This is a genomic window from Butyrivibrio sp. AE3006 (assembly GCF_000424165.1).
GTDB lineage: Bacteria > Bacillota > Clostridia > Lachnospirales > Lachnospiraceae > Butyrivibrio.
The window spans coordinates 223,555-236,729 of record NZ_AUJJ01000002.1 but is presented as its reverse complement, the minus strand read 5'-3'; the positions used below and the strand labels follow the sequence as shown (position 1 = coordinate 236,729).

Genomic DNA, 13,175 nt, shown 5'->3' with positions numbered 1-13,175 from the left:
ATCATTTCCCAAAAACTATCAGCTCCAGCTGGAAGCCAGTGCTTCGATATCATCAGATGTCTCAACTGTGTAGCATTCAATATCATCAATCTGCTTTTCTTTGGCACATCTTTTCACAAAACCTGTAAGCGCTTTTCCGGGGCCAATCTCTACAAATCTCCTGACACCCTTATCAAGCATATAGTTTAAGCTGTCTGTCATCTTTACGCCGCTTTGCACCTGCAGCTTAAGAAGTTCAGGTATGGACTGATCAGGCAAAAGCTCCTTACCTGTAACATTGAAAACAACAGGAACTCTCTCTTTGCCAAAATTCACATCCTCAAAATATTTCTCAAGCTCATCTCCTGCGCTCTCCATAAGGGAAGTGTGAAAAGGTCCGCTTACATTAAGCGGCACGCACCTTCTGGCCCCTCTGTTTTTGGCAAATTCTGACGCTGCAGATACAGCTGTTTTCTCTCCTCCAATGACAAGCTGTCCGGGACAATTGTCATTACAGATGGAAACAACGCCAAGTCCCTCTGCTTCATTTACGCATTGCTGAAGTTCTTCTCTTCCAAGGCCCATTACTGCTGTCATTGCACTTTGGATGCCATCAGCTGCCCTTGTCATGGCATTCCCTCTGAATGCCGCTATCTTAACAGCTGTCTTGGCATCAAAAACTCCCGAAGCACAAAGCGCTGAATACTCTCCAAGAGAAAGTCCAGCCAACATATCCGCCTTTATTCCATGTTTTTTTAAGATATTTGAAACGCCTGCCGCAAAAGCTACCATACAGGGCTGAGTGTATTTTGTCTTATCAAGCAGCCCTTCCTCGTCTTCAAAGCAGACCTTTTTTATATCAAAATCTGTTTCCGCATTGTCGAAAATCTCTCTGAACTCCTCATAATCCCTGTAGAGATCTTCACCCATGCCCCTATGTTGACTTCCCTGCCCTGCAAATAAAAACGCTGTTTTCTTCATCTCATTAGCTCCTCAAAAATCTCTCTGACAGGTCTGATCTCTTTTATCTGACCACAGGTCTGACCCGCCATAAGGCTTCCTGTTTCTGTATTCCCTTCAAAAACCGCTCTTCTAAGACTTCCAAGCGTAAATTTCTCAAGCTCTTCGATGCCTGCTCCTGCCTTTTCCTGCTTAATATACTCGCGGCTCATTTTGTTTTTCAGAATTCTTACAGGTGTTCCGCCGATTCTTCCTGTTACGATGGCGTCAGTGCCTTTTGCCTTGATTACTGCTTTTTTGTAATTCTCATGAATGGGACATTCATCACTTGCAAGGAGGCAGGTTCCCACCTGTATGCCACAGGCCCCAAGGGCAAAAGCAGCTTTTACCTGTCTTGAATCAGCAATTCCTCCCGCTGCGATTACCGGTATATCTACTGCGTCCACTGTCTGGGGTACGAGGGTCATGGTAGTCATCTCTCCCACATGACCGCCGCTTTCACAACCCTCAGCAATGACCGCGTCTGCTCCTGCTTTTTCAAGATGCCTTGCAAGAATGGGAGCAGCTACTACAGGAATTACCGTAATTCCCGCTGCCTTCCATTTCTCCATGTATTTACCGGGATTCCCGGCACCTGTCGTTACAACCTTTACATTTTTCTCTACTACAATCTCTGCAAACTCATCTGCGTCAGGATGCATCAGCATAATATTTACGCCAAAGGGCTTATCTGTTTTTGATCTGCAGATATCAATCTCATCTCTTAGCATCTGCGGGTTCATGCCACCTACGCCTATAAGCCCGAGTGCACCTGCGTTGGAACATGCCGCTGCAAATTCACCCGTTGCAATATTTGCCATTCCTCCCTGGATTATTGGGTATTCAGTACCAAGTATTTCATTTAGCTTTTTCATGTTTTCACCTTTATCTATGGATATGAGATGTGGGTAATTATACTAGCGCTGTGAACCTTGTTTACGTCCCCACGGAGCATTTTCCGTCGTATTCAATGATCACTCCGGCCCAGGTCAGACCTCCGCCAAAGCCTACCAGCATCAGCTTATCCCCTTTATGAATCTTTTCCTGTTTGACCAGCTCATGGAGCGCCATAGGTACCGAGGCTGCGCTGGTATTGCCGTATCTGTCCATGTTTTTATAGAACTTATCAGGATCTGCCTTTAGCTTTTTTACGCAGTGATCAAGAATCCTTGCATTTGCCTGGTGACATATAACCTGACTTACATCCTCGATGCCGATGCCTGTTTTTTCCTGCAAGGCATCTATGCACTTTGGAATCGCGGCTGTGGCAAATTTAAAGACTTCTTTACCATCCATTTTTATTTTGCTTATCACAGGTCCTGCGCCTTCTACCTGTATCTCGAAGCCTCCTCTTGCACCAAGAACCGATGCATAGGTTTTCTCTTGATCAAGTTTTACAACTGCTGCGCCGGCGCCATCTCCGAAAAGAACGCAGGTACTTCTGTCAGTCATGTCCATAAGTCTCGACAGCTGTTCACATCCAATAACCAGGCCATACCTGCCATTACTTCCATCAAGAAGTCCTCTTACCACTTCAAGCCCGTATATAAATCCACTGCAGGCTGCGTTGATATCAAGAACAGGAATATTTTCCTTAAGTCCAAGTTTTCTTTGGACAACGCAGGCAAGGCTGGGCGTAATGTATTCAGCAGAGACTGTAGCGCATACGACTGCATCAATGTCTTCTATATTTACGCCTGCCTCAGTGATCGCCTTTCTTGCTGCAGTTTCTGCCAGAGTATATGTACTCTCCCCCTCGTCGCAGAACCGTCTCTCCTTTATGCCTGTTCTTGTGGTGATCCATTCATCACTGGTATCAACCATCTTAGAAAGATCCTCATTTGTGATTTTTTTTCCCGCTGCGGACATTCCGGTTCCGACTATAGATATTTTCCTCATAATCTCATCCAATCTTCCTGAATTTCATCTGCCTGTCATTCTTGATCTCTGCTTCCGAAAGGGTCATCAGGTCCTTTAGATGTCTATAGATCGCTTCATCAAGATTTCTCATAACAGTCTTATAATCTCTCTGAGCTCCTCCAAGGGGCTCTGCTATAACTTCATCTGCTATTCCTGCTGCAAAAAGATCTTCGGCCGTCAGCTTCATGAGCTCGCAGGCTTCCTTGCGTCTTCCGGAATCCTTCCAGAGAATACTTGCAAAGCCCTCAGGACTTAGAATTGAATAAACAGCGTTTTCAAGCATAAGTACCCTGTTGGCAACACCTATAGCAAGGGCTCCTCCGGAATTCCCTTCGCCTGTGACAATAGAAATAACAGGCACGTGATACTGACTCATCTTGGCAAGATTCATGGCAATGGCTTCACCCTGACCATGCTCCTCTGCCTCCATTCCGGGATATGCTCCGGGAGTATCAATGAAGGTTATTATCGGTCTTCTGAACTTCTCAGCCTGATTCATGATCCTTAGTGCCTTGCGATATCCTTCAGGGCAGGGCATCCCAAAATTGTATTCCATACTTTCCTGAGCACTGTGCCCTTTTCTGTGCCCAAGGACAGTTACCGGGATTCCATGGAATTTCGCTATTCCTCCATAGATACTCTTATCCTCATCAAAAAGATGATCACCCTTCTGCTCAAAAAAATCAGTAAAAAACGAATCTATGAAATCATCGATATGAGGCCTTGCACTATGTCTTGCAAGATAAACCTTTTCATCAGGGCTAAGATTCCTGCAATCACTAAGGAAATATGCCCGCATCTCTTTGAGCTTTTCAATCTCCTTAGAATGCCTGTCCCAGCTGTCATACTCAGAGGTTACGCTCTCAAGCTTCTCTATGCTTTCACTTGTCTTTTTAACAAGAGCCTTTGCTTCCTTTCCCGCTGTACTTTGCAGTGCGTCTATCTGCGCATCTATTTTTTCAACTTTTTTAAGTATCGTTTCAATCATCTGACCATACCTCGTGGCGATTATTATTACCGCTGTCGATGTTTCAGTTCGCTCTCTTCTTACCTTCCATGAAGTTCCAACAGCTTTATCAGAGTGGATCTCATCTGATCTCTTGGCACTATCTTATCCACAAAGCCGTGGCTCTCAAGATATTCACTTCTCTGAAAACCCTTAGGGAGCTTTTTATGGATTGTCTGCTCGATTACTCTTGGACCTGCAAAACCGATTAGTGCTCCCGGTTCAGCCAGTGTGATATCTCCAAGAGATGCAAAACTTGCAGTTACTCCGCCTGTTGTGGGATGCGTCAGATAGCTGATATACAGTCCGCCTGAAGCATTGAATTCTTCTATTGCTGCCGCAGTTTTTGCCATCTGCATCAGACTGTAGATTCCTTCCTGCATCCTGGCTCCGCCGCTGGCTGAGAAAATGATAAGTGGCATCTTTTTCTCTGTGGCATATTCTACCGCCCTTGTGACTTTCTCTCCCACTATGCTGCTCATACTCCCCATGAAAAACCTGCTGTCCAGCACTATGACAGTAACTTTATGTCCGCCGATTTTTCCTGTTGCTGTTACAGCAGCTTCCTCAAGTCCGGTGCTCTTTTTCTGCTTATCAAGCTTGTCCCTGTATTCAGGAAACTCCATGGGGTCCTCAGCCTTAAGATCGGCATTTAGTTCATAGAAGGTTCCGGGATCCAAAATCAGCGATAGTCTGTAATAGGCTCCAATACTTCTGTACTTGCCACATACAGGGCATACATAGAAACTGTTTTGCCAGTCCTTTTTCAGTGCTCTTCTTCCACAGGATTTGCAGGTAATGAAAACCGGCTCCTTTTCTTTTTTCAAAAAAGCATCGCCGATATCCTTTTTTACCTTCGCAGGAAAAGATATGGCATTCATTAAAGGTCCCATAAGTACCTCCGTATTCGCTTATTTGTTTTTGTTAATAGCTTCAAGAACGTCGCTTACTGTATGAAGATCTGTAATTGCCTCATCGGGAATCTTGATTCCAAGCTTCTCCTCGATCTCCATGTGAAGCTCAACGATAGCAAGTGAATCAGCTCCAAGATCATCAATGAGGTTTGCATCAGGTGTAACCTTGTCCTCATCTACTCCAAGTGTCTCTGCAATAATTTCTTTGATTTCATCTAAATTCATTTTAGTTATCTCCTTTTTAGTTAAATTTATTTTAGTTAATTACATTTGAAATATTATAATCTTCTTTTTTATTTGTCAACGCTAAACTGTTTTGATGAATTTGAGTTTCCTTAAGATGGTAAAGAAAAAGGCCCTGGCATCATATTGCCAAAGACCTTTCATCATTCATTATTCTGTTTGTATTCATATCCTAAATAAATTACTACTGTCTTCCTGTGTTAATCACTTAGCCCTCTGTACGTTATTAACCGTTTGAACCTCTCTTGGAGTTTTTCCAAAAATCTGATCCATAAGAGCGAACTTCTTCTTTCCACTGGCATCAAGAGTATGTCCGGGCATTACTTTGGGATCCCTTCACCTATATATATATGCATCAAGTATTTAAAATCCCACGCATTCTATTTCGATTCAAAAAATAAAGGTCTGCAACCATCCAGGTTACAGACCTTAAATCATATTATTTATCTTTTACAATAGGCTCTATCTGAGATACCAGATTGTCGATATGTTCGAACACGCTGCTCTTTGTAGTACCAAGGGAATTAACTCTGTCAAGCTGATTAACAAGAGCATCATATCGCCTGTTTATCTCCGTGAAGCTGTTGCCTATTCTGTTAAGCTCATCGGAAGCCGTATTCGCTGTATCGGAGATTTCCTCCTGAACTACATTGGCACCGTTTGCGCTCTCGATGATCTCATCAAAGGTTGCATTGGTCTCATCAACTTCCTGAATGCTCTTATCCATGGCAGCAATGGAATTCTGCATGCTGATGGAAAGCTTCTCACTCTCTTCGCCAGCCGCATCGATTGAAGCATTAACCTGGCTGATCATGACCTTAATCTCATCTGCCAGTTCTCTTACTTCCGTAGCAACAACGGCAAAGCCTTTACCGGCAGCTCCGGCTCTTGCAGCTTCGATCGAAGCATTAAGTGCAAGTAGGTTAGTCTGGGTAGCAATACCGATGATCTTTTTCATGTAGTCTGAAATCTGATCAACAGCGCTCTTGAAATTCTCAAAGCCCTGTGTCATCTCATCAAAGCTTGCTCTTACTTCATTGGAGCTGCCCTTTAATTCAGATACTTTATTCTGGGCATTCTGAACGCTGTTTAAGATATTTACCTTAACATCTTCAAACTTACCGGCGCTTTCGTTCACAGCTGCGAACATCTCATTAAATGCTTCCATCTGATCTCTGAGGTCATTGTTACTCTTAATAACATTCTCTACAGCCTCTCCCATATCATGGATCTCTGTGAGGGAGGTCACTTCATTCTGAACAAGCTCCTTCTGGAATTTTTTTACAGAATCAGCAATATAGATAAGCGATTTCTTCTTACTCTCATCCATATCTTCCTTAGGAGCGTTTACTTCGATATTAACTTCCTCTGTTTTCTTTTTAAAAATATCTGTAAACATATTCGTCTCTCCCTCATTCAAATACAATACAAGTCATTGTCTGGTTAACAAACTGGGTATTGTAATGCTCTCCAAATCCGATGAGTCCGCAGGAAGGTCCAAGCTGTGCTATCTTTCCAAGATAGCTGTTCAGCTCTCCTCTTTCCTTCAGAACCAGATATCTGAAGATACAGTTGACTGAATATATACCCGATATTTTCGAAAAATCATTTCTTATTTTGTTCACTGTCTGATCAGCTACTTCCATGGGATTCTTCATCTCAAGAAGTGTGAGAATATCAGAGTCATTTATCTGTCTGTACAGGATAAGTCCGCTTCCTGCTACATCCTTGATGGAGCAGATGCAAACATCATTTCCTATCATCTTTCCAAGAGGATTCTTGAAGGTCTGGTCGATGATTTCTTTATCAGACTTTGCGCCTGTCAGATCCATATAAACCTGTTTTGCGGAGCGTCCGTTAAGCTCTCCAAGATAATACTTAGCCTTATCTGTCTTGGATGCGATAAGCTGACGGTTATCCATGGGCTCGTAGATGTTCTCCTTATAGGATTTAACCTTGCCGCCCTCATTTTTGATAACGGCATAACTCATGGCATCTTCATATACCTTACCGTTTAAGGAAACCTTGCCGGCATCACCTGTAGCGCCCATAACCTGAAGATTATATCTGTCAAGAAGGCTTCTGAGTGTGGTAAGAACTGCAGCGTCATTTCCTGCACAGAAATCGATTATCGCAGTATTCTCCTTGCCGGGTTTAATCTCGTCAAGGTCTTTCTCAAGCCTTCCAACATCACGAGCAGGCATTGTTGATACCTTCTCAAGAACGCCGGTCCTGACTTTGACTCCCTCTGTAAAAGCTGTAATCTGAAGTCCTGATTCCTGAATAGCGGAATCATAGCTCATACCAACACAGCCAATGCTGGGAACACCGGGGAACTTCTGCTCAATTTCGGCAACGTTCTTATCAAAAGTCTTCTCGTCACATGTAAAAATGATAAGCTTGGGGCCTGACAGACCTCTGGATGCATCTGCTACGCTTCCTGATGCACTTTTTCCGTTAAACATTTTCATAAGGCATATTCTCCTATTTAAAGAAATCAAAAATACCCATCTGTTAACATAATATCATTTGAATAAGTGTCATAACAGTAGTAGTGTGCTATATTTTGTTAAATATTCTATTAAAATTTAATAAACTCGGAACGTGACAGAGACGTTCGCCAGATGGTTTTCTTTGGTAGGTGCATTCTCTTGATGGATTTGTTGATTCGTTGCGTTGATTTGTTACGGTTGATTTGTTGCTTGCCATACGGGGATGGATGGTATTTCTCTTGATCATCCACGTAATCATGTGCCATTTTTCTGCCATCCTTACGGGGATGAATGGCATTTTCCTTATTCATCCCCGTAATCAAGGCTCAATTCACTGCTATTTTAACGGGGATGGATGACATTTTTCTTATTCATCCACGTAATCCAGGCTCAATTCCCTGCTATTTTAACGGGGATGGATTGAACTTCCCTTAATCATCCACGTAATCAAACTCTAGGCATACCCAAAAAAGCTCGTTGCATCATTAGACTCGGAAAGTGCTGACCGAGCTATCATTGGTTCTCATTGAATGGTTCACTTTACTGCATCATCAGACTCGGAAAGCGCTAAAGCACTTCCCTCGTTACCGTTGGTGCTCATATATCTGCTCCGTTAAATAAGACATAGTGCGTCTACGACGCTTCTTAAATTAAAAAGGACACATCCTTTCGAGTAAACTCGAGGATGTGCATTGCTTAGACTCGGAAACGCTTGCGCGTTCCCTCGTTACCGTTGGTTTTCATATATCTACTCCGTCTAATTAACACAGCGCGTCTTCGACGCTTCTGAAAATAAAAATGGACAGCTTATTTCGAGCAAGCTCGATAAGCTGTCCATTTTATTTTCAAGTGCTTCGCACTCTGTGTTTAATTAGACTCACTGATGCATTCGTCCCTATCGCTTACATCATTCCCATTCCGGGGTTTCCTGCGGGCATGGGAGGAACGGGCTCTTTGATTGTTGCTACAGCAGCTTCTGTTGTGAGGAAACTTGAAGCAACAGATGTTGCGTTCTGAAGAGCGCTTCTTGTAACCTTGGCAGGATCGATGATGCCGTCCTTAACCATGTCTACATACTCTTCTGAATATGCATTGAAGCCGATTCCCTGCTTGGATTCTTTAACCTTGTTTACGATCACAGAACCGTCAAGACCTGCGTTGTTTGCAATGTGGAAAAGAGGAGCCTCAAGTGCCTTAAGAACAACCTTAGCACCTGTCTTCTCGTCGCCTTCGAGCTTCTCAGCAAGCTTAGCAACTTCCTTGGATGCGTGGATGTATGCGCTACCACCACCGAAGATGATGCCTTCTTCTACTGCTGCTCTTGTAGCATTGAGAGCATCTTCCATACGATACTTAGCTTCCTTCATCTCTGTCTCTGTAGCAGCACCTACTCTGATAACTGCAACACCACCAGCGAGCTTAGCAAGTCTCTCCTGAAGCTTCTCTCTATCGAAATCAGATGTTGTATCCTCAATCTGCTTCTTGATCTGAGCGATTCTAGCCTGGATTTCCTTCTTGTCGCCAAGACCGTCAACGATTGTGGTCTTCTCCTTCTCAACCTTGATGCTCTTTGCACGTCCAAGGTCGTCAAGAGTTGTATCCTTAAGCTCAAGACCAAGGTCAGAGCTGATTACCTTACCGCCTGTAAGAATAGCAATATCCTCGAGCATAGCCTTTCTTCTGTCGCCATAGCCGGGAGCCTTAACAGCTACTACATTGAATGTACCACGGAGCTTGTTAACGATAAGAGTTGTAAGAGCCTCACCATCAACATCCTCAGCGATAATAAGAAGCTTAGCGCCAGTCTTAACGATCTGTTCAAGAAGAGGAAGGATATCCTGAATATTGGAAATCTTCTTATCTGTGATAAGAACATAAGGATCATCAAGATTTGCTTCCATCTTATCCATATCTGTAGCCATGTAAGCTGAGATATAACCACGATCGAACTGCATACCTTCAACGAGGTCGAGCTCAGTCATCATTGTCTTGGATTCCTCGATTGTGATAACACCATCGTTTGAAACCTTCTCCATAGCATCAGCGATCATCTGACCTACTTCGTCATCACCTGATGATACAGCGGCAACTCTCATAATCTGATCCTTGCCCTTAACCTTTGTAGCCATCTTGCTGATTGATTCAACAGCTGCATCTGTAGCCTTCTTCATACCCTTTCTAAGTACGATGGGGTTAGCACCTGCTGCAAGGTTCTTAACACCTTCATTGATCATAGCCTGTGCAAGAACTGTAGCTGTTGTTGTACCATCACCTGCTACGTCGTTAGTCTTGGTAGCTACTTCCTTAACAAGCTGAGCGCCCATGTTCTCATAAGCATCCTCAAGCTCGATCTCTTTAGCGATTGTAACACCGTCGTTTGTGATTGTAGGTGCGCCATAGCTCTTATCAAGGACTACGTTTCTACCCTTAGGTCCGATTGTAACTCTTACTGTATCTGCAAGCTTATTAACGCCTTCTACCATAGCTGTGCGGGCGTCAGCGCCGTACTTAATTGTCTTTGCCATTTTTTAATGCCTCCATTTGTACATTTTCGTAATATACGGATTCCTCCGTATCTCTTGCAAGCTCGTCTTATTACTTGATGATTGCAAGTATGTCGTTCTGCTTAACGATGATGTATGTAACGTCATCAAGCTTTACTTCTGTTCCTGCATATTTTGAATAGATGACATTGTCACCCTTCTTAACCTGCATCTTTACTTCTTTACCATCAACTATTCCGCCGGGGCCTACTGCGATAACCTCAGCCTGCTGGGGCTTCTCCTTCTCAGCGCCGGGAAGAACGATTCCTGACTTTGTAGTCTCTTCAGCCTCAAGCTGCTTAAGTACAACTCTGTCTGCAAGTGGTTCTAACTTCATTTCTAATGCCTCCTTATATCTTTATTGCATTTATTAACTTTTCAAATTGTTAGCACTCATTTAATTCGAGTGCTAATCATCAAAAAATATATTATATCCATTCATGATGTTTGTCAAGAAAACAAGCAAAAAAAGGTAATAAACAGCTGTACTTATAAAATATAGAAGTAATTAGTTTTGATTTTTTCTGGGTATATCCTTACCGGAGAGGTCAATATAATTATTTTTCAGTGCTTCTGCCCAATACTTCTCTGGGATATCGGGCCAGCGCACCATTCCTCTCTCCTCCTCGCAAAGTCTCATTGCCTGCAGAAGTATGGCTTCACTAAGGTCTATTCCTGTCCTGATGGTATGCATCTGAATTGCTGCCCAGGCCGGAGCATACTCGCTCATTCCGGATTTTGTAAATTCTTTTAGAAGTTCATGCCTGTCATATTTTATCTGAACAAGCTCTTCATCAAATCCTGATGCGCTTCCATGCAATATGGCAAATTCCGTAAATTGCCTGCTGTTTCTGGGAAGCCCAAGAGATCCCGGATTAACTGCCTTCCTGTCCCTGTATGAAAAGCTCTCCTGAACATGAGTATGAGCATGTAAAAGCATATCCGTCTTACATTTATTCATCACTCGTTTAAGACTTCTTTTTTCTGCAAAAAGTACCTCCGAAACTCCCGTGGGTGAACCATGACAATATTCAAATCCAGGGAGCTTTCTGGGATTATAAATGCCATAAATTGGCAGAGATTCAAAAAAGTTAAAGTCCTTATCTGTCAGCTGTTCGTAAGTATAAAGAAGTGACCCACTGGCAGATCCCTTGTACCATCCGCTCTCTCCGCTTTTCCTGTAATTAAGCAAAAAGTCCTCTCTATTGCCTCTTACAATGTAGCAGGTAAAGTACTGCTTAAGTACATATATCAGCTCCATAGTTTTCCTGGGATTTGGCCCATCTGCTACAAAGTCCCCCAGCAGAATATAGTTCGTTATTCCTTTCCCCATGCAGTAATCTATAACTGCCTGCAATGCCACATGATTGCTGTGAACATCGCCCAAAACCGCTATGTCCATATCATCCTCCGGTGTTTTATACACTTAATTCATGATATCATTTTTCTAGCTTTTTTTATATTTTTATAATAAGTTGTTAATACACAAAAAAGATTCTTATGAGAAAATGTTAGTGGTATCGATTTTGGGCTGACCAAATCCCATTATGTACCCGGGATTATATAAAAAGTGAAAGATTGGAGGATCAAAATGGCAAATAATCGTGAAGATCTGATACGTTCTCTTGCAGGCGTTATGGGTATGAGTGGTGAACAGAAGAAACAGGATTCTCATTTTGACCCTGCTACAGGAACTCTCTATTGCGGTAGCAGAGTTTTCACACAGACAGATATTGCCGAAGCAAAAAAGTTCTGCATTACAAATATGAAAAAAATGGCAGAAATCCAGGACAACGCCGCAATGTATTATGAAATAGCTGCCTCTGCAATTGAGATGCTGGAGCAGGACAGCGTCAAAAATGGCGGAAAAGTTGTAGTTAAAGATAATTAAATATAGCATTCCCAAAACAGAATTTCTGTGACATTGTTCTATATATTTTAAAAGCGGTATCGACTAAAACAGTCGGTACCGCTTTTACGTGTCTGATACATTCAATTCAGCTGTGAATTACAGTAAGTGAGCTCTGAGCTCCTCTCCGCTAAGCTCTGAAAGATATGCAGGTGCAATATCCAGCATGGTCTTGCAGCCTGTCTGGCCTTCGCTCTTCATGCGATGAGCTGCTCTTGCAACAGCTACAAGAACGCTTGTAGTAAACTCAGGGTTAGAATCGAGCTTCAGGCTATACTCAATGATGTGATTATGCTCTTTGTCTGCACCTGTTTTACCGCTTCTGAATACGAAACCGCCGTGAGCCATTCCGCTGTGATCTCTAAGAAGCTCTTCCTCACTGATAAAATGAACTGTTGTGTCATAGTCAGCGAAGTAATTGGGCATCTCCTTGATTTCCTTCTCAACAGCAGCTGCATCAGCGCCTTCATCAAGCACTACGAAGCACTCTCTTGTATGTTTCTGTCTTGTTGATAACTCAGGATTCTCACCGTTTCTTACTGCTTCAAGAGCTGACTCTACAGGGATTGTGTACTGTTTTGCATTCTTTACGCCCTTTATGCGACGGATTGCATCTGAGTGTCCCTGTGATACTCCCTTTCCCCAGAAGGTGTAATCTTTACCATCAGGCAGGATAGCATTTGAATATACTCTTGCCAGTGAAAACATTCCGGGATCCCATCCGCAAGAGATAACAGCCACATTGCCTGCAGCCTTAGCTGCTGCGTCAACGTTTGCAAAATGCTCAGGTATTCTTGCGTGAGTATCAAAACTGTCAACAACATTAAACAATTTCGCATACTTAGGTGTCTGTTCGGGAAGATCTGTAGCACTTCCTCCGCAAAGGATCATTACATCGATCTTATCCTTATAGCTGTCTACATCATTAACGGATACTACCGGTACACCCTCTGTCTTGATCTGAAGGCTACCCGGATCACGTCTTGTGAAAACAGCAACCAGTTCCATATCAGGAGCTGCCTTTACTGCAAGTTCGACACCTTTTCCAAGGTTACCATATCCTAAAATTCCAATTCTGATACTCATTGTCCTGTCCTCCGATTTTTAAACTTTGGTAAAAATAATACACTACCGCGTCACTTTATTAAAGTGTTTTTTCTATTATTTTTA

Annotated in this window: 13 protein-coding genes; 1 reads left to right on the top strand and 12 read right to left on the bottom strand. The window is 42.9% G+C overall.

All coding sequences use genetic code 11. From position 1 onward, the window contains the following. Positions 1-18 precede the first annotated feature (18 nt). From fabD to G603_RS0102740, 11 genes are all read right to left on the bottom strand, one after another. Positions 19-960 (bottom strand): ACP S-malonyltransferase, encoded by a 942-nt coding sequence (gene fabD / locus G603_RS0102795; RefSeq protein WP_026669248.1) that lies wholly within the window; start codon positions 958-960, stop codon positions 19-21. Then, positions 957-1,853, bottom strand: coding sequence for a nitronate monooxygenase (locus G603_RS0102790; RefSeq protein ID WP_026669247.1), 897 nt, complete (start codon positions 1,851-1,853; stop codon positions 957-959). The genes fabD and G603_RS0102790 overlap by 4 nt, the downstream gene beginning before the upstream one ends. A gap of 61 nt (positions 1,854-1,914) precedes the next feature. Next, positions 1,915-2,877, bottom strand: coding sequence for a 3-oxoacyl-ACP synthase III family protein (locus G603_RS0102785; protein WP_026669246.1), 963 nt, complete (start codon positions 2,875-2,877; stop codon positions 1,915-1,917). A gap of 4 nt (positions 2,878-2,881) precedes the next feature. Continuing rightward, on the bottom strand, positions 2,882-3,886 hold the full coding sequence (locus G603_RS0102780; RefSeq protein ID WP_026669245.1) for an acetyl-CoA carboxylase carboxyltransferase subunit alpha: 1,005 nt from the start codon (positions 3,884-3,886) through the stop codon (positions 2,882-2,884). Positions 3,887-3,945: 59 nt separating this feature from the next. Next, positions 3,946-4,797 carry an acetyl-CoA carboxylase, carboxyltransferase subunit beta gene (gene accD / locus G603_RS0102775; protein ID WP_026669244.1) on the bottom strand — a complete coding sequence of 284 codons (852 nt, stop codon included), beginning with the start codon at positions 4,795-4,797 and terminating at the stop codon, positions 3,946-3,948. Positions 4,798-4,815: 18 nt separating this feature from the next. Then, positions 4,816-5,043, bottom strand: coding sequence for an acyl carrier protein (gene acpP, locus G603_RS0102770; protein WP_026669243.1), 228 nt, complete (start codon positions 5,041-5,043; stop codon positions 4,816-4,818). A 457-nt stretch (positions 5,044-5,500) separates the two neighbouring features. Next, positions 5,501-6,460, bottom strand: coding sequence for a methyl-accepting chemotaxis protein (locus tag G603_RS0102760; protein WP_051207386.1), 960 nt, complete (start codon positions 6,458-6,460; stop codon positions 5,501-5,503). A 13-nt stretch (positions 6,461-6,473) separates the two neighbouring features. Then, complete coding sequence (locus G603_RS0102755; protein ID WP_026669241.1) at positions 6,474-7,532, bottom strand: FIST signal transduction protein; 1,059 nt, start codon at positions 7,530-7,532, stop codon at positions 6,474-6,476. 923 nt (positions 7,533-8,455) lie between these two features. Further along, positions 8,456-10,078 carry a chaperonin GroEL gene (groL, locus tag G603_RS0102750; RefSeq protein WP_026525244.1) on the bottom strand — a complete coding sequence of 541 codons (1,623 nt, stop codon included), beginning with the start codon at positions 10,076-10,078 and terminating at the stop codon, positions 8,456-8,458. Between the two features lie 70 nt (positions 10,079-10,148). Then, on the bottom strand, positions 10,149-10,433 hold the full coding sequence (locus G603_RS0102745; protein ID WP_026494333.1) for a co-chaperone GroES: 285 nt from the start codon (positions 10,431-10,433) through the stop codon (positions 10,149-10,151). A 171-nt stretch (positions 10,434-10,604) separates the two neighbouring features. Continuing rightward, positions 10,605-11,498 carry a metallophosphoesterase family protein gene (locus tag G603_RS0102740; RefSeq protein WP_026669240.1) on the bottom strand — a complete coding sequence of 298 codons (894 nt, stop codon included), beginning with the start codon at positions 11,496-11,498 and terminating at the stop codon, positions 10,605-10,607. A 189-nt stretch (positions 11,499-11,687) separates the two neighbouring features. On the opposite strand from G603_RS0102740, the gene G603_RS0102735 reads away from it, so the two are divergent. Continuing rightward, positions 11,688-11,987: a hypothetical protein gene (locus G603_RS0102735; RefSeq protein ID WP_026525242.1), complete on the top strand. Its 300-nt coding sequence runs from the start codon at positions 11,688-11,690 to the stop codon at positions 11,985-11,987. Positions 11,988-12,104: 117 nt separating this feature from the next. On the opposite strand, the gene G603_RS0102730 is transcribed toward G603_RS0102735, so the two are convergent. Beyond that, positions 12,105-13,091: a diaminopimelate dehydrogenase gene (locus G603_RS0102730; protein ID WP_026669239.1), complete on the bottom strand. Its 987-nt coding sequence runs from the start codon at positions 13,089-13,091 to the stop codon at positions 12,105-12,107. Positions 13,092-13,175: the final 84 nt, after the last annotated feature.

Bases quoted from the DNA above. Each gene is read 5' to 3' on its own strand.
- G603_RS0102780 (WP_026669245.1), bottom strand. From the start codon at position 3,886: ATGATTGAAACGATACTTAAAAAAGTTGAAAAAATAGATGCGCAGATA.
- fabD (WP_026669248.1), bottom strand. From the start codon at position 960: ATGAAGAAAACAGCGTTTTTATTTGCAGGGCAGGGAAGTCAACATAGG.
- G603_RS0102740 (WP_026669240.1), bottom strand. From the start codon at position 11,498: ATGGACATAGCGGTTTTGGGCGATGTTCACAGCAATCATGTGGCATTG.
- G603_RS0102745 (WP_026494333.1), bottom strand. From the start codon at position 10,433: ATGAAGTTAGAACCACTTGCAGACAGAGTTGTACTTAAGCAGCTTGAG.
- G603_RS0102790 (WP_026669247.1), bottom strand. From the start codon at position 1,853: ATGAAAAAGCTAAATGAAATACTTGGTACTGAATACCCAATAATCCAG.
- G603_RS0102755 (WP_026669241.1), bottom strand. From the start codon at position 7,532: ATGAAAATGTTTAACGGAAAAAGTGCATCAGGAAGCGTAGCAGATGCA.
- G603_RS0102735 (WP_026525242.1), top strand. From the start codon at position 11,688: ATGGCAAATAATCGTGAAGATCTGATACGTTCTCTTGCAGGCGTTATG.
- G603_RS0102760 (WP_051207386.1), bottom strand. From the start codon at position 6,460: ATGTTTACAGATATTTTTAAAAAGAAAACAGAGGAAGTTAATATCGAA.
- groL (WP_026525244.1), bottom strand. From the start codon at position 10,078: ATGGCAAAGACAATTAAGTACGGCGCTGACGCCCGCACAGCTATGGTA.
- G603_RS0102730 (WP_026669239.1), bottom strand. From the start codon at position 13,091: ATGAGTATCAGAATTGGAATTTTAGGATATGGTAACCTTGGAAAAGGT.
- accD (WP_026669244.1), bottom strand. From the start codon at position 4,797: ATGGGACCTTTAATGAATGCCATATCTTTTCCTGCGAAGGTAAAAAAG.
- G603_RS0102785 (WP_026669246.1), bottom strand. From the start codon at position 2,877: ATGAGGAAAATATCTATAGTCGGAACCGGAATGTCCGCAGCGGGAAAA.
- acpP (WP_026669243.1), bottom strand. From the start codon at position 5,043: ATGAATTTAGATGAAATCAAAGAAATTATTGCAGAGACACTTGGAGTA.